Below are 26,078 nucleotides of genomic sequence, written 5' to 3'. Positions count from 1 at the left end.
GTCAGGCCGGGCGGCGGATCCGGACGGGGCCGCGGGCGCGGGCCGGGTCGACGGGGCGGCCGCGCTGGGTGACCTCCACCTGGCCCCGGGCGGCGAGCCGGGCCGCGGCTCGGCGGACGGGCTCCATCAGCTCCCGCCAGCCCTCGTCCGCACCCGGGTACACGGCGCGGGCCACGTCCGAGGGGCACACCGACGCCCCCGCGGCCCTCCGGTCGAGCAGCCCGAGGATCGCCTCCTCCAGCTCCAGCTCCCGCTCACCCGTCACCCACACCACCGCCTTCCCGTGCCACCCCGCCCGGGCACCCCCTACGGGGCTCCACCCGGGGGGCGAGGGCGGGCCCACCGTTCCAGGCTAGGCGCGGGTCGTCGTCGTGGGAGCGCGCGAGAGGGGCGGTGGGATGGGATCCCACCGCCCCTCGCGGTCTCACCGGGCCGTACGGCCGCCCGGGATCAGCGGGACTGCTGCGCCGGCACACCCCGGGAGACCGGCTCGTCGTCGGTCGACGTGCCGGCCGCGGCCACCGCGGCACCGGTCAGCGTGGCGAGCATCTCGCGCACGTTCGTCAGCTGGGCGTTGATGCTGTCGCGGCGGTTGGTGAGCGCCGCCAGCTCCCGCTCGGACTCGGACCGGATGCGGTCGGCCTTGGCGTTGGCGTCGGCCACGATGTCCTCGGCCTGGCGCTGGGCCGTCTCCACCGTCTGGCGGGCGCGGCGCTCGGCGTCGGTGCGCAGCTTCTCCGCCTCCAGGCGGAGCTGCTCGGCGCGGTGCTCGATCTCGGCGAGGCGCTTCTCGGCCTTCTGCTGACGGGAGGCCAGGTCGCGCTCGGACTGCTCGCGCCGCTTGGCCAGGTTCGTCTCGAAGTCGGCGGCGGCCTGCGCGGCCTTGGCGCGGGTCTCCTCGAAGAGGGCGTCCGCCTCCTCCCGCTTGGACTGAGCGTCCTTCTGCGCGTCGGAACGCAGCTGGGACGCTTCGGACTTGGCCTTCTCGACGATCCGGACGCCCTCGTCCTCGGCCTTGGCCTTGCGCTCGGAGGCGTAGGACTCGGCGTCGTTGCGGACCTGCTGGGCCGCCGACTCGGCGAGGTCGCGGTGCTGCTCGGCCGCCCGCCGGGCCTCCTCACGCAGCTCCTTGGCCTCTTCCTCGGCCAGGCGCAGGATCTTCTCGACCCGCGCGCCGAGACCCGCGTACGACGGCTCGGCGTCGCTGACCTGGGCCTGGGCGTTCTGCGTCTCGAGGTGGAGTTCCTCGATGCGCTTCTCCAGGGCGGTGATGCGGGAGAGAGCGCTGTCACGGTCGGAGACGAGCTTGGAGATACGTTCGTCCACCTGAGCGCGGTCGTACCCACGCCGCACAAGCTCGAAGCCGTAGGGGGAAGTGTCGCTCATGGGGTTCCTGTCGAATGGGACCGGTGAGGTGATAAGGGGAATCCTAGGGGCCGAAGCGGTGTGTCATCGAGCGGATACGGTTTTGATCTGGAGAATGGCGCCACTTTCGGATGGCCGACCGGCGCACGGTCCACCCAGGACCCGGGCAAAGCCCTTGGAACACACCGGAATCCACCCTTCCCGCTAGCTGTCCGACGACTTGCCACCCGATCGGGGGGCACCCACGGTGGCGCCCGCCTTGACTCCGCCGTCCTTGCCGGCCACCGGCGCCTCGAACGACTCCAGCGCCTCCAGCACGTCCTGGACGCGGGAGATCTCGGTGTTGATGTCCTCGCGCCGACGCACCAGGACCTCCAGTTCGCGCTTTCCCTCCTCGACCGTGCGCCGGGCCTCGCGGATCGCCTCCGCCTTCAGCTCCTCGGCCTCCTTGACGAGGCGGGCCTTCTTCTGCTCGGCCTCCTTGAGCAGCCCCTCGGCCTTGCGGACGGCGGCGATACGCACCTTGCCCGCCTCCGAGTCGGCCTCCGACACCAGCTCCTTGGCCTTCGCCTCGGCCTTCGCCAGCTGCTCCTCGGCGGCCTTGATGAGCGCGTCGCAGCGGTCGCCGGTCGACTTCATCGTCTCGGCGGCCTCACGCCGGGCCCGCTCGTGCAGCTCCTCGATCTCGGTGGTGACGCGGTCGCGCAGCTCCTCCGCGCGCTCCCTCGTGGCGGTGGCGTCCCGGCGGGCGCCGACCAGCAGCTCGTCCGCGTCCGTACGGGCCTTCTCCACCAGCGAGTTGCCCTCGACGGTCGCCGCGGAGACGATCCGCTCCGCCTCGCTGCGGGCCGCGCCGACCATCGTGTCGGCCTGCGACTCGGCGTCCGCGGTGGCCTTCAGCGCCTGCTGCCGCGCCTCGGCGAGCAGCTTGTCGGCCTCGGCCGTGGTCTCCGTGATGAGCGTGTCGACCTGCTCCGCCGCCTCCGAACGCCGCTTGTTGGCCTCCTTGCGCGCCTCGTCCAGCGTCCGCTCGGCCTCCTCGCGCGCGGAGTTGACGAGCCGTTCGGCCTCGGTCTCCGCGTCCGTCCTGAGCCGCTCGGCCTCCGCCCGCACGCGCTCGGCGTGCGCCTGCGCGGAACCCACGGTCTCGGCGGCCTCGGCCCGCAGCCGCTCGGCGTCGCCGGTGGCGTCCCCGATGAGCTGCTCGGCGCCCGCGACGGCCTCCGACCGGACCCGGTCGGCCTCGGCGAGCGCCTCGGCCCGCACCCGCTCCGCCTCGGCGGCCGTCTCCGTCCGGAGCCGGTCCGCCTCGGTCAGCGCCTCGGTGCGCACCCGGTCGGCCTCGGCGGCCGTCTCGGTCTGGAGCCGCTCGGCCTCGGCGCGGACCTCGGTGATCAGCGTGTCCGCCTGGGTCGCCGCGTCCGAACGGATGCGGTTGGCGTCCTCGCGGGCGTCCGCCCGGGTGCGGGACGCCGCCTGATCGGCCTCGGCCAGCGCGTCGGAGGCCTCGGTACGCACCCGCTGGGCGTACTCGCCGGCGTCCGAGCGCAGCCGCTCGGCCTCGGTGATCGCCTCCGCGACGGTCCGCTCGGCCAGTGCCTTCGCGGCCTCCGTCTCCTCGTGCGCCTCGCGCCGCACCCGGGAGGCGTCCTCGCCGGCCCGCTCCCGCTCGGCGTAGGCGTCGGCGCGGACCCGGTCCGCCTCCTCCTCGGCCTCCCGCTTCGCGCGGTCCGCCGCGTGCTCGGCGGCCGAACGCAGCCCGGCGATCTCCTCCTGCGCCTGCTCGTGCAGCCCGGCGACGGAGTCCCGCACCTGCTGCGCGTGCTGTTCGGCCGCGGCGACCATCTCGGTGGCGCGCCGGTCGGCCTCCTCGACCAGCCGGGTCGCCTCCGCCTGGGCCTCCTCGACCCGGGTGCGCGCGGACGCCAGCAGCTCCTCGCTCTGCTCGCGGGCCCGCTGCCGCTCCTGCCCGGCCTCCTCGCGGGCCGCGCCGAGCAGTTCCTCGGCCTCGCGGCGGCGCCGGGCGGCCTCCTCCTGCGCGGCGGCCAGCGTCTCGGACGCCTCGGTGCCGAGCCGCTCGGCGGCGGCCTGCGCCTCCGCGCGCACCCGGTCGGCGCTGTCCTGGGCCTCCACCTTCAGCCGCTCGGCCTCGGCGGCGGCCTCCGAGCGCAGCCGTACGGCGATGGCCTCGCCCTCGGCGCGGGAGGCGGACGCGTCGGACGCGGCCTCGTCGCGCAGCCGGTCCGCCTCGGTCTCGGCCTGCTGCTGGAGCGTACGGATCCGCTCGGCGGACTCCGCGCGCAGCCGCTCGGCCTCCTCGGCGGCCTCCCGGCGGATCCGGGCGGCCTCCTCGCGCGCGTCGGCCAGCGCCTTCTCGGCCGACGCCAGCCGCTCCTGCGCCTCCGACTGGAGACGGCCCAGCTCCTCGGCGGCCTCGGTACGGCGGGCCTCCAGGGCCTTCTCGGTCTCCTCGCGCAGCTCGCGGGCGGCCTTCTCGGCGTCCGCGCCGACCGTCTCGGCCCGCTCGGCGGCCTCGGCGCGCAGCCGCTCGGCCTCCGCGCGGGCCCGCTCCAGCGTTTCCTCGGCCTGCCGGCGCAGCGCCGTGGCGCGCTCGATGGCCTCGGTGCGGACCTTCTCGCTGTCGGCGGTCGCCGACCGGCGCAGCTCGTCGGCGTCCGCCTTGGCCTTGGCCAGCAGTTCCTCGGCGGTCCTGGCCGCCTCCTCGATCTGCGTGACGGCCTCGCGGCGCGCCTCGGCGCGGATCGACTCGCCCTCGGTGACCGCGTCGGCGCGCAGCTGCTCGGCCTCGCCGCGCAGCCGGCGGGCCTCCTCCTGGAGCTCGACCGTCTTGGCGCGGTACTCCTTGGTGTCGTCCTTCGCCGCGCCCTTGAGCTGCTCGGCGATGTCGTGCGCCTCGGCGCGCAGGCGGTCCGCCTCGGCCTCGGCCTCGCCGCGGATCCGCTCGGCCTCCTCGGCGGCGGCCCGGGTGGTCCGCCGGGCGTCCTCGGAAGCCTTGTTCAGCACGTCCTCGGCGGTCCTGGCCGCCTTGGACAGCTGGGTGGCGGTCTCCTCGGCGGTGATCGAGCGGGCCTTCTCGGCGGCCTCGGTGACCAGCTTCTCCGCCTCGGCGCGCGCGTCGGCGACCAGCTGTTCGGCCTCGGACCGGGTGGACTCGGCCTCCTTGGTGGCCTCCTCGACCAGCCGGGCGACCTGCTCCTTCGCGGTGCGCGTCCGCGTCTCGTTGGCGGCCTCGGCGCTCGCGAGGGCCTTGGCGGCGGCCTCCTTCGCCTCCGTGACCACCTTGTCGGCCTCGGTCTGCGCCTTGCGCAGCGCCTCCTCGGCCGTCGCCATCCGCTCCTCGGCGGCCCGGCTCAGCTCGGCGGCCTGCCGGCGGGCGCTGTCCGACTCGGTGACCGTGGCGGTGCGCAGCTGCTCGGCGTGGTCGGTGGCCTCCTGGGCCTGGGTGGAGGCGGCGTTCAGCAGCCGCTCGGCGTCCGCGCGGGCGCGGCGCAGGATCTGCTCGGCCTCCGCGCGGGCACTCTCCGCGTCGTCCCGGAGCCGCTCCCGGGCCTCCCGGGTCAGCCGTTCGGCCTCCGCGCGGGCGGTCGCCATGGCCTGCTCCGCCTCGGCGCGGGACTCGTCGAGGAGCCGGCGGGCCTGGGCCTCGGTCCGGGCCCGCAACTGCTCGGCCCAGGCCACGTTCTCGTTGACGTGCGACTCGACGGTGGCCCTGCGTTCGGCCAGTTCCTGGTCGAGCTGCTGGCGCCGGGTCACCGCCTCCTGGTGCAGCTCGGCCTGGAGCCGGGCGGCCTGCTCGGCGTGCTCCTGGAGGATGCGCTGGGTCTGCGCGCGGGCCTGGCTCAGCTCCCGCTCGGCGTCCTGGCGCAGCTGCTCGGCCTGCATCTGGGCATTGCGGAGCAACTGCTCGGCCTGGTAGCCGAGGTCACCCGCGTCGTAGGCGGGCCGGGTCATGAGGGTGCGGCGCGCCTCGTGCAGCTTGGCGCGCAGCACCTCGACCTGGTAGCCGAGGTCCTCGGCGTGCTGGATCGCCTTTTCCCGCTCGGTCCTCAGCCGCTTCATCTCGGCCTCGAACCGAGAGAGGTGGTCGACGTCAGCCGCCGGCTCTCGCTCCTGGCTCTCGTAGCCCCGCACTGCGCGGTCCCATCCGTCCCCTGGTCGGCTTCTGCAACGAGCTCCGTCCATCCGCCGGACGGGGCCCCCGGGGAATGGTGTCAGATCAACGGCGGAGCACGGGCTGCCGCCCCGACGCTCGTCCCCCGAAACCCGGACCCCGGCATGCGGTCGCCCCCGGTGCGGGGACGACCGCCCCAACCCTACCGGCCCTTATGTACGGGGGTCAGTGCTCGGGCGACTCAACAGGGGCCGAAGTGACCAGTTCTGTCAGGACACCGTGGCAGTCCTTGGGGTGCAGGAAGGTGATCCGCGACCCCATCGAACCCCGTCGCGGCTCGTCGTACAGCACGCGTACGCCCTTGCCGCGGATGTCGGCGGCGTCCGCGTCGACATCCGCCGTACCGAAGGCGATGTGGTGGACGCCCTCCCCGTTCTTGGCGAGCCACTTGCCGACCGCGGAGTCCTCGCGGGTCGGCTCCAGCAGCTGGAGGTAGGAGGCGCCGCCGTCCGAGGTCCCGTTGATCCTGAGCATGGCCTCGCGCACGCCCTGCTCCTCGTTGACCTCGGTGTGGAACACCTCGAAGCCGTACGTGGCCCGGTAGAACTCGACGGTCGTGTCGAGGTCGTGACAGGCGATCCCGATGTGGTCGATTCGCGTCAGCATGGTTTCAGTGCAGCGCTCCCGGGGTGGTTACGCAACGTGCGCGCGATCACACCGACAGGCCGGTGACGCCGTGCTCGCGGGCTCAGTACATTCGAAGTAAACCCTCGTTCACTCCTCGGCTGCTCGTCAGCTGGAAGGGGATCGCACCTCATGTCTTCTGGAACGACCAGCTCGGTGATCGTCGCGGGCGCTCGAACGCCCATGGGGCGACTGCTGGGCTCGCTGAAGTCCTTCTCCGGAGCCGACCTGGGCGGCTTCGCGATCAAGGCCGCCCTCGACCGTGCGGGGATCGGCGGCGACCAGGTGCAGTACGTGATCATGGGCCAGGTGCTCCAGGCCGGCGCGGGCCAGATCCCGGCCCGGCAGGCCGCGGTCAAGGCCGGCATCCCGATGAGCGTCCCCGCGCTCACCATCAACAAGGTGTGCCTGTCCGGCCTCGACGCGATCGCCCTGGCCGACCAGCTGATCCGCGCCGGCGAGTTCGACATCGTCGTCGCCGGCGGCCAGGAGTCCATGACCAACGCCCCGCACCTGCTGCCGAAGTCCCGCGAGGGCTTCAAGTACGGCGCGGTCGAGATGCTCGACTCGATGGCCCACGACGGCCTGACCGACTCCTTCGAGGGAATCGCCATGGGCGAGTCCACCGAGAAGCACAACACCCGGCTCGGCATCGGCCGCGCCGAGCAGGACGAGATCGCCGCCCTGTCCCACCAGCGGGCCGCCGCCGCGCAGAAGAACGGCCTGTACGAGGCCGAGATCACACCGGTGGAGATTCCGCAGCGCAAGGGCGACCCGGTGCTGTTCAGCAAGGACGAGGGCATCCGCGGCGACACCACCGCGGAGTCCCTGGGCAGGCTGCGGCCCGCCTTCGCCAAGGACGGCACCATCACCGCCGGCTCCGCCTCGCAGATCTCCGACGGCGCGGCGGCCGTGGTCGTGATGAGCAAGGCCAAGGCCGAGGAACTGGGCCTCACCTGGCTCGCCGAGATCGGCGCCCACGGCAACGTGGCCGGCCCGGACAACTCCCTCCAGTCCCAGCCGTCCAACGCCATCCGGCACGCCCTGAAGAAGGAGGGCCTGGACGTCCCCGACCTCGACCTCATCGAGATCAACGAGGCCTTCGCCGCGGTCGCCGTGCAGTCAATGAAGGACCTCGGCGTGTCCACGGAAAAGGTGAACGTCAACGGCGGCGCCATCGCGCTCGGCCACCCGATCGGCATGTCGGGCGCCCGTCTCGTGCTCCACTTGGCGCTGGAGCTCAAGCGGCGCGGCGGCGGTGTCGGCGCGGCGGCGCTGTGCGGTGGCGGCGGTCAGGGCGACGCGCTGATCGTGCGGGTGCCGAAGGCCTGAAGGCCCCGGCAGGGCCGTGTTCCGGTACGTCGGTGAAGTGAACGGAGCTGTGATGCAGGACGTCCCCACGCTGGTCGCCCAGGCGAGAGAGGGCCGGCCACGGGCCGTGGCCCGGTTGATCTCGCTGGTGGAGGGGGCGTCCCCGCAGCTCAGGGAGGTCATGGCGGCCCTGGCGCCGCTGACCGGCAACGCCTATGTGGTGGGCCTGACGGGCTCACCGGGCGTCGGCAAGTCGACCTCCACCTCCGCGCTCGTCACCGCCTACCGCAAGCAGGGCAGGCGGGTCGGCGTCCTCGCCGTCGACCCGTCCTCGCCGTTCTCGGGCGGCGCGCTGCTCGGCGACCGGGTCCGCATGTCGGAGCACGCCTCCGACCCCGGCGTCTACATCCGCTCGATGGCCACCCGCGGCCATCTCGGCGGCCTGGCCTGGTCGGCGCCCCAGGCGATCCGGGTGCTGGACGCGGCCGGCTGCGACGTGATCCTGGTCGAGACGGTCGGCGTGGGCCAGTCGGAGGTGGAGATCGCCTCCCAGGCGGACACCTCCGTCGTCCTGCTGGCCCCCGGCATGGGCGACGGCATCCAGGCGGCGAAGGCCGGCATCCTGGAGATCGGCGACGTGTACGTCGTCAACAAGGCGGACCGGGACGGCGCCGACGCCACCGCCCGCGAGCTGAACCACATGCTGGGCCTCGGCGAGTCCCGCGGCCCCGGCGACTGGCGCCCGCCGATCGTCAAGACCGTCGCGGCTCGCTCCCAGGGCGTCGACGAGGTGGTCCAGGCCCTGGAGAAGCACCGGGCGTGGATGGAGGAGCACGGTGTCCTCGGCGAGCGGCGCCGGGCCCGCGCGGCCCGCGAGGTGGAGACCATCGCCGTCACCGCGCTGCGGGAACGCATCGGCGACCTGCACGGCGACCGCCGCCTCAGCAGCCTCGCCGAGCGGATCGTCACCGGCGAACTGGACCCGTACCGCGCGGCGGACGAGCTGGTCGCGGGCCTGACACAGGGCTGATCCCTGTCGCCCGGGCCGTCGTCCTGCTAGCTTGCTCCCCATGTCGTTCCTCTTCCTGGCGTAGAGCGCACCCGTCGCGCGGTGACCAACCACCGGTCACCGCCGCCCTCGGTGTCCCCTCTTCCGCCTCGTCCAGAGGAACGTCCGCGTGTCCACGCACCCTTCGCGGCCTTCGTACGCCGCCGTCCTGCGCGTCCCCCATGCGCGCCACGCCTTCACCGCCGTCCTGGCCGCCCGCCTGTCCTACGGCACGGTCGGCCTGGCGGCCCTGCTGTCCGTCACCCGGGCCACCGGGTCCATCGCCGTCTCCGGCGCCGTGCTGTCCCTGTACGGCGCGACGACGGTCTTCCTCATGCCGCCGAGGGCCGCGCTGATCGACCGCCACGGTCCGCGCCGCGTCCTGCCGCCCATGTCCGCGCTGTACGGCGCCCTGCTGTCCGTCCTCGCGTTCCTCACCTGGCGGCCCGGCGCAGCGGTGGCCCCCATAGCCGTGTGCGCCGCGCTCGCGGGCGCCTGCGCTCCTCCGCTGGGCCCGACCATGCGCGCCCTGTGGTCCCGGCTGGTCCAGGACCGGGACCTCGTGCGGCGGGCCTACAGCCTCGACGGGGTCGCCGAGGAACTGCTCTTCGTCTCCGGCCCGGCGGTGGTCGGCGTCCTCGTGGGTTTCACCCCGCCGGCCGCCGGACTCCTGCTCAGCGCGGTCCTGAACGTGGCGGGCACCTGTGTCTTCGTCAGGTCACCGGCGCTGCCCGGCCCGCGTCCCGGCTCCGGCCGGCCCGAGCGCGGCGGTCTCCGTGCGGCGCTGCCCCCGGTCGTTGTCGCCCTCGGCACGGGTCTCTCCCTGAGCGCCGTGGAACTGCTGGTGATGGCCTTCGCCACGGAACGCTCCTACGACATCGCCCTCGTGCCCTGGGTGCTGGGCGCCCTCTCGGCGGGCAGCGCGCTGGGCGGTCTGGCCCACGGGGCGGTGCGCTGGCGCGCCTCCACCCGGGCCCGGCTCTGCCGGTTCGCGGCGGGGCTCGGTCTGGTGCTGGTCCCGGCGGGGCTGGCGCCGGGGCTGTGGACGCTCGCCGGGGCCATGGTGGTCGCGGGCGCGTTCGTCGCCCCGGCCCTGACGACGGCCTACCTCCTCGCCGACGAGACGGCCGCCGAGGGCGCCCGCACCCGCGCCGGGGCGTGGGTGAACATGGGGGTGAACGCCGGGAGTTCGGCGGGGGCGCTGGTGGCCGGAGTGCTGGCCGGCCGCTTGTCCTCGGCGGTCTGCTTCGCCCTGGCGGGCGGCGTCGCCCTGCTCTCCGCCCTAGCCGTGGCCGGCCACACCAGGAGAGCGACCCGGTCCGACGCGAACCCCTCGGCGCCGGGCTCCCGGACCGGTACGGGTCCGGCGGAGCCGGGCTCAGGGATGGTGCGTCCGGCTGACGAGGTCCGGGTGGAGCCGGGTTCGGCGAAGGCGAGTCCGGTGGACGCGAGCCGGGTGGAGCCGGGTTCCGTGTGACCGGATCCGGCCGCCGCGAGCCGCGCCAGAGCGCGGCCCGACGAGGCCGGGGGAGGCTCCGGTGGGATCGGATCCGCTGCGGCGGGTGCTAAGGAAGCCGCCTGGCCGGAGCCTGGCCCAGGCCGGGGTCGGAGCCGGGGCCCGACCCGAGCCGGAGCCGGAGCCCGAGCCGGAGCCGAGCCCGAGCCGGAGCCGAGCCCGAGCCGGGGCCCTGATCGGGCTAGGAGCCAGGGTCGGTCGGCCCGTCCGGGACGATGAGCGGCCGCCTGCGGAGGGAGCCGGGTGCTGACGGCGGAGTCGGCCGGCACCCACCGGCCGGTCGGGCTCGGTGCTGCCGGCGGCGCGTCCGGCGGGAGTGGGGCCGGCGGCGCCGAGTGCGAGTCGCGTGCCGAGGGAGTGGGGCGGCCGCCCGCCCACCGGGCCCTGATTCGGCGCAGGTGGGTGGGCGCGGCGGCGTCGTGTCCGGGCCGGGCCGCACGCCCCACCCCCCGCCGCCCGCTGTCACGTCCCTGGGTCTCCCCGGAGGCTCAGGGACGTCCCCGCTGCCCTCTCAGGTGCTCGGCGATCGGCCGGAGCGCCTTGTCCAGTTCGATCAGGGCGTCCTGCGGCAGCAGATCGATGAAGTGCCGCCGTACGGACGACACGTGGTGCGGTGCGACCTTCTGCATGGTCTCCATGCCGTGCTCGGTCAGCACGGCGTAGAGTCCCCGCCGGTCGGACTCGCAGTTCTCCCGCCGCACCAGGTTCGCGTTCTCCATCCGCGTGATCTGGTGCGAGAGCCGGCTCTTGGACTGGAGGGTCGCGGAGGCGAGGTCGCTCATCCGCATCCGCACGTCCTCCGACTCGGACAGGTTGACCAGGATCTCGTAGTCGTTGATCGTCAGGCCGAACGGTTGGAGATCCTTCTCGAGCTGGTACGTCAACAGCCTGTTGACCTCCAGGTGGGTGCGCCAGGCGCACTGCTCCGCATCGGTCAGCCAGCGCGTGGCCGTCTCGGTCTCCATGAATGAAGTCTACCTAAGAAGTTGAATGGCGAACTACTTCGGGTGGTGTGACTGTGCGCACGCGTTCGATGTCACACTCCGCAGACTACCGCTCACAGCCCGAAGCGACGCTGGAGGTCCCCCAGCTGTCCGGGAAGGCGCGGTACGGCCGACGATTGCGGACCGTGCCCGGACGGTGCCGCTGAGCCACCTCCGGGAACCCCCGGATCGGGCGGCAGCGGCCCCGTCGCCGCCTCGGCCACCAGGGCCTCCGTCGACTGAAGCAACACCGTCCCCGCGCCTGCGAACTCGAACTGGTGCTCCTCGCCGGAAACCCCGCCGAAGCCCGTCAGCGCACGGAGACCGCCCAGTACACCCGCCATGTACCCGTGGTCGTAGTGATGGCACGGGGACGGGCAGTCCGCCCACCCCACGAGCGCCTGCGGATCGACCCGGATCGGAGGTTCCATGAACACCACCGGTCCGTTCGACGCGGCCACGAACTTCCCGGTTCCGAGGAGGGTCAGGAAACCCGGCACGATCGATTGTTTGAGCGCGAGACTTGGCTGAAAAGCGAGCAGGTTGCCCGCGCGAATGGTCAAGTTCCCGTCGTCCAGGTCGAAGGAGTTGACGTCGAAGGCCCGGTCGGCCAGCAGCATCTTCCCCGAGCCCGCCGCCACGACCCAGTCGCTCGCGTGCAGTGGCGAATGGAACGACGTCCGCACCAGCCGGTCGAGTCGCCCGTGCCCGATGCCCTCGAACTCGATCGCCCCGTAGTAGGCGATCATCTTCCCCTTCTGGAGGAACCACTGGCTCCCCTTGAGGTCGACGCAGAAGGTGTAGGCGTTCACGTTGTCGTCGACGGGCAGTGTCGTCGGGTCGTGCACGACCGGTCCGGCGCCCGGTGTCGCGTGGGTGCTCACAGCTTCTCCTCCGAGGCCTGGACGTAGACCGTGCCGCTGCCGCTCAGCTCCAACTGGAAGGCCTCACCGGAGCCGCGGCCCACCATCTCGCGCCAGCCGAGCGCGGTGGACAGCCGGTTGCGGACCTCGCCGTGGTGGGCGACGTAGGCCTGTGGGTCCACGTGGACCGGGCGCTCGGGGGCGACCGGGAGCGCGAAGACCCCGCCGTGCGCCATCACCGCCACCGAGCCGTGCCCCTGGAGGGTGGTCGTGAACAGGCCCTGGCCGGTGACCTGCCCGCGCACCAGGCCCATCACCCCGCCCTGCGCGCCCATGAACATCGTGCCCTGGCGCAGCGTGCCCTCGAAGGCGAGCAGCCGGTCCGCCTCCACGTACAGCGTGTCGCCGGTGAGGCCGATGACGTGCACGTGATGGCCGCCGTGCCCGAAGAGGACCGTGCCGCTGCCCTCCACGGTCATCAGCGGGGTCGCCTCGCCGGCCACCCGGCGCCCGATCATCGACATCACCCCGCCCTGACCGCCCTGGACGCTGGGGGTGAAGGACACGTCCCCCCGGTAGGCGAGCATGGCCCCGCGCTGGCTCAACAGCCGCCGCCCCGGCACCACGGCCGCCTCGACCATCTTGGAGTTGATCTCCCGGAACGTCATCTCAGAGGTCTCCCGCGATCGTGTTCCGCTCGCTCGGCTGCACGTACACCAGGCCGTCGCCCTCGAAGCGGATCTGGAAGGCCTCGCCGCCGCCCTCCCCGAGGAGGGTGCGGAACGTCACACCGGACTGGAAGGACTGCCGCACCTGCCCCTGGTGGGCGACGTAGGCGCCCGGGTCCACCGTCAGCGGGTACTGCGGGGTGACCCGGAGGACGACCGCCGGTCCGTCGGAGACGATCGCCGCCTGGCCGTGCCCCTCCACGGTCGTGGTGAACAGGCCGGTGCCCTGCGAGGCGCCGCGCAGGCCGGTGAACGTCGTGCCCGTCCGCAGCGCGCCGTCCGTCGCGAGCAGGTTGCCCGACTCGACGTACAGCGTGTCGCCCCGCAGGGCGACCAAGTTGATCTCGGCGGCCCGGTCCGCCAGCCAGCAGGTTCCATGTCCTCTCACCTCCATCACCGTCATCTGTTCGCCGGTGAGCCGCCGGGTCACCATCCCGCGCAGCCCCTCGCCGCCGCCGCTCAGCTTCTTGAAGGTCACCCGCCCGTCGTACGCCACCATCGAGCCGTTCTTCGCCTTCACGGCGTCACCGGTCATGTCGACGGCGAGCACCTTGCTGCCCTGGAGTCGGAACATCGCCACGCAGCGAAAGTAGCGGCCGGTCGGGTGGACGGAACAGGGCCCATGGGTGGAGACCCACCCTGACCGGACCCCTGGGGGCTCGGTTTGCCACAATGGGGGGACGCTTGTGCGTACGTTCACAAACGATTACTCCCACCGAAGGTGACCCGTGGACATCAAGACCGCCACCGCCCTCCGCCGTCTCCGCCTGGTCTCGGCCCCGGAGGCCGTGTCCTTCCTGGTCCTGCTCCTGTGCTCGGTCCTGAAGCGGACCACGGACTTCAACGCGGTCCCCGTCATGGGCGCGGTCCACGGCGTCCTCTTCGTGCTGTACGTCCTGTTCTGGGCGGACGCCTGGAACCGCACCAAGTGGCCGCTCGGCACCGCCGCCCTCTACTTCGTCCTCTCCGTGCTGCCCACCGGCGGTTTCTTCGCGGAGCGCAAGCTGCGCCGCGAGGCCGAGGACGCCGTCATCGCCGCCCGTGCCCGCCGCGAAGGAGCCGTGAACGCATGATCGTCGCCTTCTCCGTGACGCCCCTGGGGGTCGGCGAGGACGTGGGGGAGTACGTCGCCGACGCCGTCCGGGTGGTCCGCGCCTCCGGCCTGCCGCACCGCACCGACGCCATGTTCACCTCCGTCGAGGGCGAGTGGGACGAGGTCATGGACGTCGTCAGGCGCGCCGTCGCCGCCGTCGAGCGGCGCGCGCCCCGCGTCTCGCTGGTCCTCAAGGCCGACATCCGGCCCGGGGTGACCGACGGGCTCACCTCCAAGGTCGAGACCGTCGAGCGGCACCTGGCGGAGTAGGACCCCGCCCCACCCCCTGCCTCCGCGCCCACGACCCCGGCCCGCAACGGGCCGGGGTTCTCCTGTGTGCGGGGGGAGTTGACGGGAGACGGCCCCGCCCAGGGGTTTGAGCGATCGCTCAAGCAGCGGTATGTTCGCGGCAGACGGTTTGAGCGTTCGCTCAAACACCATGCTGACGTGGGGGAGACATGGGTCTGTACGTGGAGACGCTGATCCGCGCCGATCTGGACGAGCTGTGGGCCCGCACCCAGGACCCGGCCTGCCACCAGCGCTGGGACCTGCGCTTCACCGAGATCCACCACCTCCCGCGCGCGGGGGACGAGCCGCAGCGGTTCCGCTACGCCACCCGTGTCCTGCCGTTCCTCACCGTCTCCGGCACGGGTGTCGCGGCGGGGGAGCGGGAGCGCCCGGACGGCACCCGGACCTCCGCGCTGCGCTTCTCCTCCCCGCACCCCCTCTCGCTCATCGCCGAGGGCGCCGGCTACTGGCGCTACGTGCCCGGCCCGCACGGTGTCCGCTTCCTCACCGGCTACGACTACCGACCCCGCTGGGGCGCCCCGGGCGCCCTCGCCGACCGCCTGGTGTTCCGTCCGCTGATGGGCTGGGCCACCGCCTGGTCCTTCGACCGGCTGCGGCTCTGGCTGGAGCGGGGCGTCACCCCCGAGCGGGCCCTGGTGAACTGGCTCGCCGAGCTGACGGTCCGGACCCTGCTGCTCGCCGTGTGCCTGACCGGACTCGGGTACGGCAGCCTCCCCGGCCCCCTCGGCCCCCTCGCGGACGCCATGGCGTACCCGTACCCGCTGCTGCTGGTGGTCGGTGTATCCCTCGCCCTGTTCAAGGCACCGCTCGCGGCCACCCCGGCCGCCCGGCGCTGTCTGCGCGCCCCCGTCACCCGCGCCCGGGCGCCCCGCCTCCTCGCCACCCTGGAGAAGCACGGATGACGTCGATCTTCCGGACCGTGATGGGCACCGACTTCGACCGCCTCCACCCCGAGCTGCGGCGCCGCTTCTCGGTGGGCCTGGCCGGCGGCGAGGCCTGCACGGGCCGGGGCGTGATGGACCGGATCTGGCACGGCCCGGCGTTCGTGCGGCCGTTCCTGACCCTGGGCGGCGTCCGCAACATCCTCGTCCCCCGGGCGGGCCGGAACGTCCCGTTCGTGATCGAGAACGTGCCCTACCTCGACACCTTAGGCCGTGAGACGGTGAGTTTCGTGCGCACCTTCGACCTGCCCGGCCGCGCCCGCCGCTTCGACGCGCAGATGGTGCTGGGCCCGCGGGGCGACCGCGTCCTCGACTACCTCGGCACCCATCAGCACCTCGCCAGCGACCTGCACCCGCGTGCCGAACCGGACGGTTCGCTGCTCATCCGCTCCGGCGAGCACCGGTTCCGGGAGGGGCCGGTCGACGTCCGCGTGCCCGAGCTGGTCGGCGCCACGGCCGAGGTGCGCGAGTCCTACGACGAGGCGGCCGGCCGCTTCCGCGTCCGGGTGCGGGTGGTGAACCGGTACGCCGGACCGCTCTTCGGGTACGAGGGCTCGTTCACGGTCTCGTACACGGACGTACGGGTCCACGGGGTGCGGCCCGGGCTGCGGCCGGTGCGCGAGGAGGCACGCGGATGAGCCCGGAGACGGCGAAGGCGCGGGAGACCAGGACGCGGCTGCTGGAGGGCGCCCTGCGGACCCTCACCGAGCAGGGCATCGCCCGGACGTCGGCGCGGACGGTCGCGGCGGCGGCCGGCGTCAATCAGGCGCTGGTCTTCTACCACTTCGGATCGGTGGACGAACTGCTCGCCGCGGCCTGCCGCTACGGCGCGGAGAAGGCCGTGGCCGGCTACCGGGACCGGCTCGCCGCCGTCTCCAGCCTGGCCGAGCTGCTCACCCTCGGCCGGGAGATCCACGAGCGGGAACGGGCCGGCGGCCACGTGGCACTCCTCGGCCAGCTGCTCGCCGGCGCGCCGACGCACGCGGCGCTGGGGCCGGCCACCGCCGACGGGCTGCGGCTGTGGGTCACCGAGATCGAGCGGGTGCTGACCCGGCTGCTCGCCGCGACCCCGTTCGGCGAGTTCGTCGACCCGCCGGGGCTGGCCCGGGCGATCGCCGCGTCCTTCGTCGGGATCGAGCTGTACGAGGGGGTCGACGACCGGGGCGCGCACGCGGCGCTCGCCGCGCTGGAACAGCTCGGCGCGCTGGTCGCCGCGCTGGAGGATCTCGGACCGGTGGCCCAGCGGGCGGTACGGCACCGGCTGCGGCGGGCCGGCGCCGAGGCTCCGGGCGGCTCTCCGGGCCCGGGTGACCGAAAGCCGAGACGGAGCTGACCGGCATATGACCGGCCGGTAGGGTCTGACGACGTGCCGAAGCCTCTCAGCCTCCCGTTCGACCCCATCGACCGCGCCGACCAGCTCTGGAAGCAGCGGTGGGGAAACGTGCCGTCCATGGCCGCGATCACCTCGATCATGCGGGCCCAGCAGATCCTGCTCGCCGAGGTGGACGCGGTGGTCAAGCCGTACGGGCTGACGTTCGCCCGGTACGAGGCGCTGGTGCTGCTCACCTTCTCCAAGGCCGGTGAGCTGCCGATGTCCAAGATCGGCGAGCGGTTGATGGTGCACCCCACGTCGGTGACGAACACCGTGGACCGGCTGGTGCGGTCGGGTCTGGTGGCCAAGCGGCCCAACCCCAACGACGGCCGCGGCACCCTCGCCGTGATCACCGACAAGGGCCGCGAGGTGGTCGACGCGGCCACCCGCGACCTGATGGCCATGGACTTCGGCCTCGGCGTCTACGACGCGGAGGAGTGCCAGGAGATCTTCGCGATGCTCCGGCCCCTGCGGATCGCGGCCCACGACTTCGACGACGAGTGACGAGGAGTGACGTCCGCGGCGCCGGCGCACGGCGCGTGACGTCCACGACGGGTGACCCCGGGCAAGATCTCCCGGAACGGGTGGTTACGCTCGACTCCATGAAAAAGAGCGTGCTGACCCGCTACCGCGTTATGGCCTACACCACCGGCGTCCTGCTGGTGCTGCTGTGCCTGAGCATGATCGCGAAGTACGGGCTGGACGTCGACGGTGCCGCCGACTTCACCCGGGTCGTCGCCATCGCCCACGGCTGGCTGTACGTCGTCTACCTGATCTTCGCCTTCGACCTCGGCTCCAAGGCGAAGTGGCCGGTCGGCAAGCAGCTGTGGGTGCTGCTCGCGGGCACCATCCCCACGGCCGCCTTCTTCGTCGAGCGGAAGATCAGCCGCGAGCTGGACGACCGGTCCGCCGACCGGGCCCCGGCCGTCGCCAAGGCGTAACCCACACCGCCGTACGGAAGCCGTACGGCGGCTTGCCATCGACATTTACTAGGACGTCCTAGTAAATTCGAGGGTATGGACGCTCACGCCATCGAGGAGGGCCGCCGTCGCTGGCAGGCCCGCTACGACGCCGCGCGCAAGCGCGACGCGGACTTCACCACGCTCTCCGGCGACCCCGTGGAGCCGGTGTACGGGCCCCGCCCGGGCGACACCTACGAGGGATTCGACCGGATCGGCTGGCCCGGCGAGTACCCCTTCACGCGCGGGCTCCACCCCACCGGCTACCGCGGCCGCACCTGGACGATCCGCCAGTTCGCCGGCTTCGGCAACGCCGAGCAGACCAACGAGCGGTACAAGATGATCCTCGCCGCCGGCGGCGGGGGCCTCTCCGTCGCCTTCGACATGCCGACGCTGATGGGCCGCGACTCCGACGACCCGCGCTCGCTCGGCGAGGTCGGGCACTGCGGGGTCGCCATCGACTCGGCCGCCGACATGGAGGTGCTGTTCAAGGACATCCCGCTCGGGGACGTCACGACCTCCATGACCATCAGCGGGCCCGCCGTGCCCGTCTTCTGCATGTACCTGGTCGCCGCCGAGCGCCAGGGCGTCGATCCGGGGGTGCTCAACGGAACCCTCCAGACCGACATCTTCAAGGAGTACATCGCCCAGAAGGAGTGGCTCTTCCAGCCCGAGCCGCACCTGCGGCTGATCGGCGACCTGATGGAGTACTGCGCGGCGGGCATCCCGGCGTACAAGCCGCTGTCCGTCTCCGGTTACCACATCCGGGAGGCCGGGGCCACGGCCGCGCAGGAACTGGCGTACACGCTCGCGGACGGCTTCGGCTACGTCGAACTGGGCCTCAGCCGCGGACTGGACGTCGACGTCTTCGCGCCCGGCCTGTCCTTCTTCTTCGACGCGCACCTCGACTTCTTCGAGGAGATCGCCAAGTTCCGGGCCGCCCGCCGCATCTGGGCGCGCTGGATGCGGGACGTGTACGGCGCCAAGACCGACAAGGCCCAGTGGCTGCGTTTCCACACCCAGACCGCCGGGGTCTCCCTGACCGCGCAGCAGCCGTACAACAACGTGGTCCGCACGGCCGTGGAGGCGCTGTCCGCGGTGCTCGGCGGCACCAACTCGCTGCACACCAACGCCCTGGACGAGACCCTCGCCCTGCCCAGCGAGCAGGCGGCGGAGATCGCCCTGCGCACGCAGCAGGTGCTGATGGAGGAGACCGGGGTCGCCAACGTCGCCGACCCGCTCGGCGGCTCCTGGTACGTCGAGCAGCTCACCGACCGGATCGAGGCGGACGCGGAGAAGATCTTCGACCAGATCCGCGAGCGCGGCCTGCGGGCCCACCCGGACGGACGGCACCCGATCGGACCGATCACCTCCGGCATCCTGCGCGGCATCGAGGACGGCTGGTTCACCGGCGAGATCGCCGAGTCGGCCTTCCGCTACCAGCAGTCCCTGGAGAAGGGCGACAAGCGGGTCGTGGGCGTCAACGTCGCCACCGGCTCGGTCACCGGAGACCTGGAGATCCTCCGCGTCAGCCACGAGGTCGAGCGCGAACAGGTCCGCGCGCTCGCCGGCCGCAGGACCGCCCGCGACGAGACGGCGGTGCGCTCCGCCCTGGACGCCATGCTGGCCGCGGCCCGCTCCGGCGCCAACATGATCGGACCCATGCTGGACGCCGTACGCGCGGAGGCCACGCTGGGTGAGATCTGCGGGGTCCTGCGCGACGAGTGGGGCGTCTACACGGAACCCCCGGGCTTCTGACGCCCCCACCCACCGAACTGCCCGCCGGCCCCCAGCCGGCGGGCAGCGTGGCATCCGCGGGCCGGTGGTCCTAGTCGTCCCCCGGGGCCCGGGAGAGGCCGTGGAGGAGGACGTGGGTGAAGCTGCGGACCCATTCCTCGTCCGCCGGTTTGCCGCTCACCAGGGTGCGGTGGACGACCGCACCGGCCACCACGTCGAAGATCAGGTCGACGGTACGGGCGGACTCTCGCGGGTCGGGTTCCGGGGGCAGCTCACCGCGCTCCTGGGCCCGCGCCCGGCCCTCCAGGACCAGGCACATCTGGCGTTCCACGATGGAGGCGCGGACGCGTTCGCGCAGGACGTCGTCACGGGTGGACTCGGCGATGACGCCCATCAGGCCGCTCTTCGCCTCCGGCCGGGCGAGGATGGCCGCGAACTGGAGGACGACGCCCTCGATGTCGTCGGCGAGGCTGCCGCGGTCGGGCAGGCGCAGTTCGTCGAAGAGTTCCGCCACGGCGTCCACGACGAGTTCGTTCTTGCCGGCCCAGCGGCGGTAGAGCGTCGTCTTGGCCACCCCCGCGCGCGTGGCGACGTCCCCCAGGGTGAGCTTGGACCAGCCGAGGTCGACGAGAGCCTCCCGCGTCGCGGCCAGGATCGCGGCGTCCGCGGTGGCGCTGCGCGGGCGTCCGGGACGGCCGGCGGGGGTGCGGCTCTGCATGTCACGACCATAACCGGGCGGTCCTGTGGTGCCGTGAGGGAGATCACCGGGGCGGGGTGTCGCGCGCTGCCCGGTTGGTATTACGCTACGGGTCGTAGCGAAAGCTCGTGAGGGACGTACACGGGCGACGACCACGGGCGTGGGGTGGGGACCCGGCGCCGCTACGACGCATTTTTCGTTCCGGCGCGGGATCGGGGGAGGATAGACGCATGCAGCCACGGAACATGTCCATGAGCGGAGTCGTCGACCTCGCCGCGGTGAAGGCGGCCCAGGAGGCCAAGGCCAAGGCCGAACAGGCGCGCGCCGAAGCCGCCCGCCAGGGCGGGACGGGGGCCGTCTCGCCGGCCGACCTCGTCATCGACGTCGATGAGGCGGGCTTCGAGCGCGACGTCCTCCAGCGATCCGCCGAAGTACCCGTCGTCATCGACTTCTGGGCCGAGTGGTGTCAGCCCTGCAAGCAGCTGAGCCCGGTCCTGGAGCGGCTGGCCGTCGAGTACGACGGGCGCTTCCTCCTCGCCCGGATCGACGTCGACGCCAACCAGATGCTGATGCAGCAGTTCGGTATCCAGGGCGTTCCGGCCGTCTTCGCGGTCGTCGCCGGACAGGCGCTGCCGCTGTTCCAGGGAGCGGCCGGCGAGGAGCAGATCCGGCAGACGCTGGACCAGCTGGTGGCGGTCGCCGAGGAGCGCTTCGGGTTGACCGGCCTGACCGTCGACCCGGACGCCGAGCCGGGCGGCGCGCCGCAGACCGCACCGGCGGCGGGTCCGTACGACGCGTCCCTGAACGCCGCCGCGCTGGCGCTGGACGCCGGCGACCTGGGCGGGGCCGTCCAGGCCTACCGCAACGTGCTGGCCGACGACCCCCAGCACCCGGAGGCTCTCCTCGGTCTCGCGCAGGCCGAGTTGCTCCAGCGGGTGCAGGACATGGACCCGCACAAGGTCCGCAGGGAAGCGGCCGAGAACCCCTCGGACGTGGCCGCGCAGATCGCCGCCGCGGACCTGGACCTGGTCGGCGGACACGTCGACGACGCCTTCGGCCGGCTGATCGACACCGTGCGGCTCACGGCGGGTGACGACCGGGACGCGGCGCGGGTCCGGCTGCTGGAGCTGTTCGAGGTGGTGGGTCCCGAGGACCCGCGGGTGATCGGGGCGCGCCGGGCGCTGGCGCGGGCGCTGTTCTGACCAGTCGCTAAACGCCACGGTGTGTGATGCCGGGGTGAAAGGTTCGCCGACGAGGTGTCGCGGTGGCCGTGCTTTGCCAAAACTTGGCAATCGCGGCCACTGTTACTCGCAGTAAACCGAAGCCGTTGATCTGTCTGGGTTCGTCCAGGGATCAACGGCTTTTCCCGTCCCCGGCCCACCACCGAGTGTGGCGTTCCGAGACCGGTCGGTCGTCCTCCGGTTATCCAGCCGTTACTAGCCAGTAACGAGCCCCCTTGTGTCCGGGCCGAGAATGCACCACGATCGGCGACGCTCGGTCCATTCCCGCACCCCGGCATCCGGCCGGGAGACGGGAGACTCAGGGTCCCCACCGAGCAGAGCCGGCGGCAGTGGCGCCGGCTCTCGGGCAGGGGGGTCTTCGCCGGCCGGTGAAGCCTGTCCAGCAGGGTTGTGCGTGATGCGTGTCAGGCGCGACCAGTGGTTGTCGCTCGGGGGTGATCGCCGGTGATTCGGGCGCGGTTCGCGCTTCCGGGCGCGGGCGCTCTCCTTTCCGAGGACGTAGCACTTCTCCCATCCCTGCCCGGCTGAGCCGCCGTCCGGGGGCGTGGCCGGGCCAGGAGATGTACGTCCGAGAAGGAGGAAATATGGAGTCCCAGGTGCGTGGCGGGACCAGATGGAAGCGGTTCGCTGTGGTCATGGTGCCCAGCGTCGCCGCCACGGCAGCGATAGGCGTCGCCCTCGCACAGGGTGCGCTGGCCGCGTCGTTCAGCGTGTCGGGCCAGGAGTTCAAGGTCACCGCGGATTCGCTCGAAGGTACGGGCTTCTCCCAGTACGGTGCCCTCGACACCGGTTACACCCTCAGCGGGCAGAAGGCGGGTCACGCCGTCGCGGTCTCGGCGTTCGACGAGGCGCACATCAAGAAGATGTGCCAGTCCGTCGTCACCCCGAACCTGCCGCTGGTCGGCACCGTCACGCTGACGCTCAAGGCCGGCGACAGCAGTGACAAGGACGGGCAGGTCTACGCCAAGAACCTGTACATCGACGTCGACGACCTCGGCACGACGAGTGCCCAGTTCGACAACATCGACATCGGCGTTGCCGCCGGTGACATGAGCAAGGACAAGGGCGGCAAGGGTCCGGGCATGAAGGGTGGCAAGGAAGCCGCCAATCCCTTCGGGTTCGGTCAGCAGGCCGACAAGGCGACCCTGACCGGGGTGAAGCAGACGGCGTGGGCGACCACCGCCGGTACCTTCAAGCTTCCCGGTCTGCACATGTCGCTGCACGACGGCAGTGGCCCGAACGTCGAGTGCTACTAGTCACTCGCTGACGGGCGGGGGAGCCGGTGGCGCCCCCGCCCGTCGACAGCTTGGCTGCGCCCCAGTGCGCGCCCACATCACCACAGCAACGCCGCACCAGGGAGCTGTTTTCCATGAGCGCCGAGACTCCTGCCGCCGCATCCGGCCAGTTCGCCCGCCGGAGGCTGCAGTTCCGCGCCTGGCGAGGCACTCGGCCGTTCTGGGCCGGCCTGTTGGTCATGCTCGCCGGCCTTCCGATCATCTATTTCCCGTACGCGCATCTTCAGGTCGGGCACCTGACGCTGGCGATGTCCACGACCGCGGGCGCCGGGTCCCTGATCATCGGCGTGTTGCTGGTCGTCCTGGGCTTCAGCCTCTGGTTCCAGAGGCATATCCACGTCTTCGCGGGCGTCGCCGCGATCCTGCTGGGCCTGGTGTCCATCCCCGTCTCCAACTTCGGTGGTTTCGTGGTCGGCTTCCTGTTCGCGCTCATCGGCGGGGCCATGGCCGTCGCCTGGGCGCCGGGTGTACCGCCGCAGCCGGAAGTCGCCGCGGCGACCGGGACGGAGGAGGGCGGCGCTCCCGAAACCCCGTTCGACATCACGGCGGTGGGGACGAGCGGGCCGAAGGATCTGTCAGGAACGAGTCCCTTCGACGGGGCGAACGGGAGGCACAGTGCCGGCTGACGAGGTGGCCCGCGGGACCGACGTGGACGGGTCCCGCGAAAGAACCGGGCCACGCCACGCGGCCCCCAGGAAGACCCTGTTCACCAGGTTCCACATGCCCGCCGGCAAGGCGATAGCGTCCGTGGCGATGCCGACCGCGGTGCTCATGGGCTTCGGGTACACGTCCTCGCTCGCCCTCGCCGCCAACGGCAGCACGTCCGCGCCCACCAGCCAGCAGGCCGAGGACTACAAGGACTGTGTGAAGGCCCTGGGCGACTCCAAGGACGCGTCCGCCTCGCCGTCCCCGTCCGCGTCGCCGTCCGCCTCGGCCTCCGCGTCGGACAGTGCTTCGGCCACGCCGTCCCCCACGGCGAGCGCCGACACCGGCAAGCCGGACACGAAGCCGCAGGACGACACGAAGGCCCCGGGCAAGACCTCTTCGCCGGATTCAGGTTCCGGCGACAAGGCCACCCCCGAGCCGACCGCGTCCACCGGCTCGGGCTCCGGTTCGGGCTCGGGCTCCGGTTCGGGTTCCGGTTCCGGCGGTGACACGGCCACCCCGACGCCGTCGCACACGCAGGGCGGCATAGGCGGCGTCCTCGGCACCATCGGCGACACCGTCGGGGACATCCTCACCGGCGGCCACAAGGACACCGGCACGTCGACCGCGGCTCCGGCGCCCTCCGCTTCCCCGTCGTCGTCCGCGCCCACCCCCTCGTCCACCCCCAGCACCACGTCGTCGGGCTCCGGTTCCTCCTCCGGAGGCGGCACGAGCGTCTCCGACACCGTCAAGGACACCGCCGAGAAGGCCACCGACACGGTGAAGGGCACGGCCGAGAAGGCCACGGGCACGGCCGAGGACACGGTCGACAAGGCCACGGAGAAGGCCGGGGACGCCACCGAGAAGGCCAGGGACGCCACCTCGTCGGCCACGCCCAGCCCGTCCGCCGATGCCGGCACGTCCCCGGAGGACTGCCCGGCGGCCACCGACAAGGTCGGCGGCGTCGACAACGGCACCCTGGTGGCGGACGACCCCTGGCACCTGGAGGCGAGCTCCCTGACGCTGAACGGCGCCGACTACCAGGGCATCGTGGAGGTGAAGACGGCGAGCGGCACCACGAAGAAGGTGCTCAAGTACGTCATCTCCGGCGGCACCAAGATCGTGGACCTCCACCAGATCGTCAAGGACAAGCAGTCGGGCAAGACGTACCACGTACAGAGCGGCAAGGGTCTCGAGTCCACCATCGAGGGCGGCAAGACCACGATGTACACCGAGAGCATCTCGGGGAACCTGCTCGGCCTGATCCCCGTGACGTTCACCCCCGACAACCCGCCGCCCCTGAACATCCCGTTCATCCTCTTCACCCACGTCAAGGTGGTGCAGGCGGCCCAGTTCGGCGGCACCCTGACCATCCCGGGGATGCGCCAGTACACGACCGACTGACCGTCGCCGTACCCCACGAACCTTTCCGGGAGCCGCGACCGTGCCCCGCCGGGTGACCCACCCGGCGGGGCACGGTCCTTGGAGGAAGAACGACAGTTGAGAACACAGCTGAGGCTGAGGCACGACGGTGACGCGTTCGACGTCCGGCTGGGCTTCCACCGGGAGGACTTCGGCACCTTGGCGCACGCCACTCCCGAGGCCGCGTCCGGGACCGACACGTGATCACTTTCTCCTTCGAGCCTCGTGCCCAGGACGACTCCTGGTCGCCGGACCGGCTACCGGTGAACCGCGACCGGCCCGAGCACCCGGAGCTGACCGGCGCCGACTTCTCCGCCGGCTTCTTCGAGGCCGACCTGAGGCTCGTCGTGCACGGCGTGGATCTCGGTCTGCGCACGCCCGGACTGCCCGTGGTCGACTTCGCGCTGATGCTGGAGTACGCGAAGAGGGGGCTGGAGACCGCGAGCGGCATCGCGGTGGAGACAACCGTGACTCGCCACGTGTTCTCCTTCAGCCGCGACGCGACGACCGTCACCCTCACGACGAACTACACGCCGCACACAGCGAAATTGACCTGGTCCGAGCTCCAGCGGCTCACCGACCGGGCCAAGGCCGAGGCGTACCGGCTGATCACCGCCGCCCATCCGGAGCTGCGTGAGAACGTGTGGCTGCGGGAGACGATGGGGCCTTCGCCGACCGCATGAGGCCGTCGTGAGGGGGCCACCTCGCACAGGATCGAGGGCATCCTCCGGGCAAGGAGAGCGCGCTCGGTGCCGTCCAGGGGGTGAGGCGGGGGATCCGTGCATCGGCCACCATCTGGAAGCAGTGGGCCGCGTCATGTAGCTGACGTGGAAAGGAGTGACGGTTGAGAACACGGCTGAAGCTGACGCGCGACGGTGACGCGTTCGTCGTCCGGCTCGCGCCCTCCCAGGCGTCGGCGATGTACGAGGCGCTGAGCCACCTGCTGGAACGCGACTTCACGGACACGGAGCTGACGGTGCTGGTCGGTGCGGGCCGGGAGGCGGTGGACGGGCTGCTGGAACGCCTGGTCGGCCCGCACACCGAACCACGTGACGTCCGGCTTGCCCTGGGTGAACTGCATATGGCGCACAGCGCGTTGACCGCCGTGCCCACCCTGTTCCTGGCGCGCGGCGGAGTGTTCGCGGAGGAGCCGTTCCACATCCGGCTCGGCTTCTACCGGGAGAACTTCGACACCCTGGCGCACGCCGTCGTCGAGGCCGTGTCAGGGACCGACACGTGATCGGTTTCTCCTTCGAGCCCCGCGCCGAGGACGACTCCTGGTCGTCGGACTGGCGGCCGGCGCGTCCGGATCTGAACTCCTCGGACTTCTGCCTGAAGTACTTCAAGGCGGACCTGCGGCTCGTCGTCCACGGCGTGGACCTCAGTGTGCGCCTGCTGGGAGAGCCCGTGGTGGATATCGCGTTGATGCTGGAGTACGCGAGGAACGAGCTGGAGACCGTGGGTGACATCACGGTCGAGGCCAGCCTCACCCAGCACGCGTACTCCTTCCGCCGCGAAGGAACCACGGTCACCCTCACGACGCAGTGGCCGCCGGCCAGAGCCGAACTGACCTGGTCCGAGCTTCAGTGGCTCACCGACCGGGCCAAGGCCGAGGCGTACCGGCTGATCACCGCCGCCCATCCGGAGCTTCGGGAGAACGCGTGGCTGCGGGAGACGGTGGGAAGTCTGCCGGCCGGGTGACACGGTGGCCGTCCGTCGGCCGCCGCAAGAGCGGAG

Annotated in this window: 28 protein-coding genes; 19 read left to right on the top strand and 9 right to left on the bottom strand. The window is 72.2% G+C overall.

What is annotated here, in order from left to right:
• Position 1: 1 nt before the first annotated feature.
• The 4 genes from ACIQVT_RS09210 to mce form a co-directional block, all read right to left on the bottom strand.
• Entirely contained in the window at positions 2-265 is a 264-nt protein-coding gene (locus ACIQVT_RS09210) for a DUF3253 domain-containing protein (protein WP_403749885.1), read from the bottom strand.
• Between the two features lie 185 nt (positions 266-450).
• Positions 451-1,386: a cellulose-binding protein gene (locus tag ACIQVT_RS09205; RefSeq protein WP_361996419.1), complete on the bottom strand. Its 936-nt coding sequence runs from the start codon at positions 1,384-1,386 to the stop codon at positions 451-453.
• A 183-nt stretch (positions 1,387-1,569) separates the two neighbouring features.
• Positions 1,570-5,517: a polarized growth protein Scy gene (gene scy, locus ACIQVT_RS09200; RefSeq protein ID WP_403749881.1), complete on the bottom strand. Its 3,948-nt coding sequence runs from the start codon at positions 5,515-5,517 to the stop codon at positions 1,570-1,572.
• A gap of 205 nt (positions 5,518-5,722) precedes the next feature.
• Entirely contained in the window at positions 5,723-6,163 is a 441-nt protein-coding gene (gene mce, locus ACIQVT_RS09195; protein ID WP_403749879.1) for a methylmalonyl-CoA epimerase, read from the bottom strand.
• Between the two features lie 150 nt (positions 6,164-6,313).
• Between mce and ACIQVT_RS09190 the strand changes: the two genes are divergently transcribed.
• The 3 genes from ACIQVT_RS09190 to ACIQVT_RS09180 all read left to right on the top strand — a co-directional run bounded on the left by ACIQVT_RS09190 (position 6,314) and on the right by ACIQVT_RS09180 (position 10,017).
• Positions 6,314-7,513 carry an acetyl-CoA C-acetyltransferase gene (locus ACIQVT_RS09190; protein WP_403749877.1) on the top strand — a complete coding sequence of 400 codons (1,200 nt, stop codon included), beginning with the start codon at positions 6,314-6,316 and terminating at the stop codon, positions 7,511-7,513.
• 52 nt (positions 7,514-7,565) lie between these two features.
• Complete coding sequence (gene meaB / locus ACIQVT_RS09185; protein WP_403749875.1) at positions 7,566-8,522, top strand: methylmalonyl Co-A mutase-associated GTPase MeaB; 957 nt, start codon at positions 7,566-7,568, stop codon at positions 8,520-8,522.
• Positions 8,523-8,670: 148 nt separating this feature from the next.
• Positions 8,671-10,017: an MFS transporter gene (locus ACIQVT_RS09180; protein ID WP_403749873.1), complete on the top strand. Its 1,347-nt coding sequence runs from the start codon at positions 8,671-8,673 to the stop codon at positions 10,015-10,017.
• Between the two features lie 527 nt (positions 10,018-10,544).
• Here ACIQVT_RS09180 and ACIQVT_RS09175 read toward each other — a convergent pair.
• The 4 genes from ACIQVT_RS09175 to ACIQVT_RS09160 form a co-directional block, all read right to left on the bottom strand.
• Complete coding sequence (locus tag ACIQVT_RS09175; RefSeq protein WP_403749871.1) at positions 10,545-11,021, bottom strand: MarR family winged helix-turn-helix transcriptional regulator; 477 nt, start codon at positions 11,019-11,021, stop codon at positions 10,545-10,547.
• A 92-nt stretch (positions 11,022-11,113) separates the two neighbouring features.
• Positions 11,114-11,923 (bottom strand): AIM24 family protein, encoded by an 810-nt coding sequence (locus ACIQVT_RS09170; protein WP_403749869.1) that lies wholly within the window; start codon positions 11,921-11,923, stop codon positions 11,114-11,116.
• The gene (locus tag ACIQVT_RS09165; protein ID WP_403749867.1) at positions 11,920-12,570 is read right to left on the bottom strand and encodes an AIM24 family protein; all 651 of its coding nucleotides are present in this window, start codon (positions 12,568-12,570) and stop codon (positions 11,920-11,922) included. Before ACIQVT_RS09165 ends, ACIQVT_RS09170 begins: the two co-directional genes overlap by 4 nt.
• 1 nt (position 12,571) lies before the next feature.
• Positions 12,572-13,204, bottom strand: coding sequence for an AIM24 family protein (locus tag ACIQVT_RS09160; RefSeq protein ID WP_403750909.1), 633 nt, complete (start codon positions 13,202-13,204; stop codon positions 12,572-12,574).
• 154 nt (positions 13,205-13,358) lie between these two features.
• Between ACIQVT_RS09160 and ACIQVT_RS09155 the strand changes: the two genes are divergently transcribed.
• The 8 genes from ACIQVT_RS09155 to ACIQVT_RS09120 all read left to right on the top strand — a co-directional run bounded on the left by ACIQVT_RS09155 (position 13,359) and on the right by ACIQVT_RS09120 (position 19,062).
• Entirely contained in the window at positions 13,359-13,703 is a 345-nt protein-coding gene (locus ACIQVT_RS09155; RefSeq protein ID WP_121786842.1) for a DUF3817 domain-containing protein, read from the top strand.
• Entirely contained in the window at positions 13,700-13,993 is a 294-nt protein-coding gene (locus ACIQVT_RS09150; protein ID WP_403749865.1) for an MTH1187 family thiamine-binding protein, read from the top strand. The genes ACIQVT_RS09155 and ACIQVT_RS09150 overlap by 4 nt, the downstream gene beginning before the upstream one ends.
• A 188-nt stretch (positions 13,994-14,181) precedes the next feature.
• The gene (locus tag ACIQVT_RS09145) at positions 14,182-14,934 is read left to right on the top strand and encodes a hypothetical protein (protein WP_403749862.1); all 753 of its coding nucleotides are present in this window, start codon (positions 14,182-14,184) and stop codon (positions 14,932-14,934) included.
• Complete coding sequence (locus tag ACIQVT_RS09140) at positions 14,931-15,611, top strand: DUF4166 domain-containing protein (RefSeq protein WP_403749860.1); 681 nt, start codon at positions 14,931-14,933, stop codon at positions 15,609-15,611. Before ACIQVT_RS09145 ends, ACIQVT_RS09140 begins: the two co-directional genes overlap by 4 nt.
• On the top strand, positions 15,608-16,306 hold the full coding sequence (locus tag ACIQVT_RS09135) for a TetR/AcrR family transcriptional regulator (protein WP_403749858.1): 699 nt from the start codon (positions 15,608-15,610) through the stop codon (positions 16,304-16,306). Before ACIQVT_RS09140 ends, ACIQVT_RS09135 begins: the two co-directional genes overlap by 4 nt.
• A 33-nt stretch (positions 16,307-16,339) precedes the next feature.
• Positions 16,340-16,849 carry a MarR family winged helix-turn-helix transcriptional regulator gene (locus ACIQVT_RS09130; protein WP_403749856.1) on the top strand — a complete coding sequence of 170 codons (510 nt, stop codon included), beginning with the start codon at positions 16,340-16,342 and terminating at the stop codon, positions 16,847-16,849.
• A gap of 98 nt (positions 16,850-16,947) precedes the next feature.
• Entirely contained in the window at positions 16,948-17,286 is a 339-nt protein-coding gene (locus ACIQVT_RS09125) for a DUF3817 domain-containing protein (protein ID WP_403749853.1), read from the top strand.
• Positions 17,287-17,361: 75 nt separating this feature from the next.
• Complete coding sequence (locus ACIQVT_RS09120) at positions 17,362-19,062, top strand: methylmalonyl-CoA mutase (protein WP_403749851.1); 1,701 nt, start codon at positions 17,362-17,364, stop codon at positions 19,060-19,062.
• A gap of 70 nt (positions 19,063-19,132) precedes the next feature.
• Here the strand turns inward: ACIQVT_RS09120 and ACIQVT_RS09115 are convergent, their stop codons facing one another.
• Positions 19,133-19,759, bottom strand: a complete 627-nt coding sequence (locus ACIQVT_RS09115) for a TetR/AcrR family transcriptional regulator (protein WP_403749849.1) — start codon at positions 19,757-19,759, stop codon at positions 19,133-19,135.
• Between the two features lie 209 nt (positions 19,760-19,968).
• Here ACIQVT_RS09115 and ACIQVT_RS09110 point away from each other — a divergent pair, with 209 nt between their 5' ends.
• The 8 genes from ACIQVT_RS09110 (at position 19,969) to ACIQVT_RS09075 (ending at position 26,042) form a co-directional block, all read left to right on the top strand.
• Positions 19,969-20,940: a tetratricopeptide repeat protein gene (locus ACIQVT_RS09110; protein WP_403749847.1), complete on the top strand. Its 972-nt coding sequence runs from the start codon at positions 19,969-19,971 to the stop codon at positions 20,938-20,940.
• A 623-nt stretch (positions 20,941-21,563) separates the two neighbouring features.
• Positions 21,564-22,235 (top strand): DUF6230 family protein, encoded by a 672-nt coding sequence (locus tag ACIQVT_RS09105; protein ID WP_403749845.1) that lies wholly within the window; start codon positions 21,564-21,566, stop codon positions 22,233-22,235.
• A gap of 113 nt (positions 22,236-22,348) precedes the next feature.
• Positions 22,349-22,900: a DUF6114 domain-containing protein gene (locus ACIQVT_RS09100; RefSeq protein WP_403749842.1), complete on the top strand. Its 552-nt coding sequence runs from the start codon at positions 22,349-22,351 to the stop codon at positions 22,898-22,900.
• Complete coding sequence (locus tag ACIQVT_RS09095) at positions 22,890-24,323, top strand: hypothetical protein (RefSeq protein WP_403749840.1); 1,434 nt, start codon at positions 22,890-22,892, stop codon at positions 24,321-24,323. The genes ACIQVT_RS09100 and ACIQVT_RS09095 overlap by 11 nt, the downstream gene beginning before the upstream one ends.
• Before the next feature lie 96 nt (positions 24,324-24,419).
• Positions 24,420-24,545: a hypothetical protein gene (locus ACIQVT_RS09090; RefSeq protein WP_403749838.1), complete on the top strand. Its 126-nt coding sequence runs from the start codon at positions 24,420-24,422 to the stop codon at positions 24,543-24,545.
• Positions 24,542-25,024 carry a hypothetical protein gene (locus ACIQVT_RS09085; RefSeq protein ID WP_403749835.1) on the top strand — a complete coding sequence of 161 codons (483 nt, stop codon included), beginning with the start codon at positions 24,542-24,544 and terminating at the stop codon, positions 25,022-25,024. The genes ACIQVT_RS09090 and ACIQVT_RS09085 overlap by 4 nt, the downstream gene beginning before the upstream one ends.
• Before the next feature lie 161 nt (positions 25,025-25,185).
• On the top strand, positions 25,186-25,581 hold the full coding sequence (locus ACIQVT_RS09080; RefSeq protein WP_403749832.1) for a hypothetical protein: 396 nt from the start codon (positions 25,186-25,188) through the stop codon (positions 25,579-25,581).
• Positions 25,578-26,042 carry a hypothetical protein gene (locus ACIQVT_RS09075; RefSeq protein WP_403749830.1) on the top strand — a complete coding sequence of 155 codons (465 nt, stop codon included), beginning with the start codon at positions 25,578-25,580 and terminating at the stop codon, positions 26,040-26,042. Before ACIQVT_RS09080 ends, ACIQVT_RS09075 begins: the two co-directional genes overlap by 4 nt.
• The last annotated feature ends 36 nt before the right edge of the window (positions 26,043-26,078 follow it).

Source organism: Streptomyces sp. NPDC100445 (assembly GCF_044759735.1).
In the GTDB taxonomy this organism is placed as follows: Bacteria; Actinomycetota; Actinomycetes; order Streptomycetales; family Streptomycetaceae; genus Streptomyces.
This window is presented reverse-complemented; position numbering and strand designations above follow the sequence as displayed.

Excerpts from the sequence above, each read along its gene's own strand:
- ACIQVT_RS09205 (WP_361996419.1), bottom strand. The coding sequence starts at position 1,386 with ATGAGCGACACTTCCCCCTACGGCTTCGAGCTTGTGCGGCGTGGGTAC.
- mce (WP_403749879.1), bottom strand. The coding sequence starts at position 6,163 with ATGCTGACGCGAATCGACCACATCGGGATCGCCTGTCACGACCTCGAC.
- ACIQVT_RS09190 (WP_403749877.1), top strand. The coding sequence starts at position 6,314 with ATGTCTTCTGGAACGACCAGCTCGGTGATCGTCGCGGGCGCTCGAACG.
- meaB (WP_403749875.1), top strand. The coding sequence starts at position 7,566 with ATGCAGGACGTCCCCACGCTGGTCGCCCAGGCGAGAGAGGGCCGGCCA.
- ACIQVT_RS09175 (WP_403749871.1), bottom strand. The coding sequence starts at position 11,021 with ATGGAGACCGAGACGGCCACGCGCTGGCTGACCGATGCGGAGCAGTGC.
- ACIQVT_RS09165 (WP_403749867.1), bottom strand. The coding sequence starts at position 12,570 with ATGACGTTCCGGGAGATCAACTCCAAGATGGTCGAGGCGGCCGTGGTG.
- ACIQVT_RS09160 (WP_403750909.1), bottom strand. The coding sequence starts at position 13,204 with ATGTTCCGACTCCAGGGCAGCAAGGTGCTCGCCGTCGACATGACCGGT.
- ACIQVT_RS09150 (WP_403749865.1), top strand. The coding sequence starts at position 13,700 with ATGATCGTCGCCTTCTCCGTGACGCCCCTGGGGGTCGGCGAGGACGTG.
- ACIQVT_RS09145 (WP_403749862.1), top strand. The coding sequence starts at position 14,182 with ATGGGTCTGTACGTGGAGACGCTGATCCGCGCCGATCTGGACGAGCTG.
- ACIQVT_RS09140 (WP_403749860.1), top strand. The coding sequence starts at position 14,931 with ATGACGTCGATCTTCCGGACCGTGATGGGCACCGACTTCGACCGCCTC.
- ACIQVT_RS09135 (WP_403749858.1), top strand. The coding sequence starts at position 15,608 with ATGAGCCCGGAGACGGCGAAGGCGCGGGAGACCAGGACGCGGCTGCTG.
- ACIQVT_RS09125 (WP_403749853.1), top strand. The coding sequence starts at position 16,948 with ATGAAAAAGAGCGTGCTGACCCGCTACCGCGTTATGGCCTACACCACC.
- ACIQVT_RS09120 (WP_403749851.1), top strand. The coding sequence starts at position 17,362 with ATGGACGCTCACGCCATCGAGGAGGGCCGCCGTCGCTGGCAGGCCCGC.
- ACIQVT_RS09115 (WP_403749849.1), bottom strand. The coding sequence starts at position 19,759 with ATGCAGAGCCGCACCCCCGCCGGCCGTCCCGGACGCCCGCGCAGCGCC.
- ACIQVT_RS09110 (WP_403749847.1), top strand. The coding sequence starts at position 19,969 with ATGCAGCCACGGAACATGTCCATGAGCGGAGTCGTCGACCTCGCCGCG.
- ACIQVT_RS09105 (WP_403749845.1), top strand. The coding sequence starts at position 21,564 with ATGGAGTCCCAGGTGCGTGGCGGGACCAGATGGAAGCGGTTCGCTGTG.
- ACIQVT_RS09100 (WP_403749842.1), top strand. The coding sequence starts at position 22,349 with ATGAGCGCCGAGACTCCTGCCGCCGCATCCGGCCAGTTCGCCCGCCGG.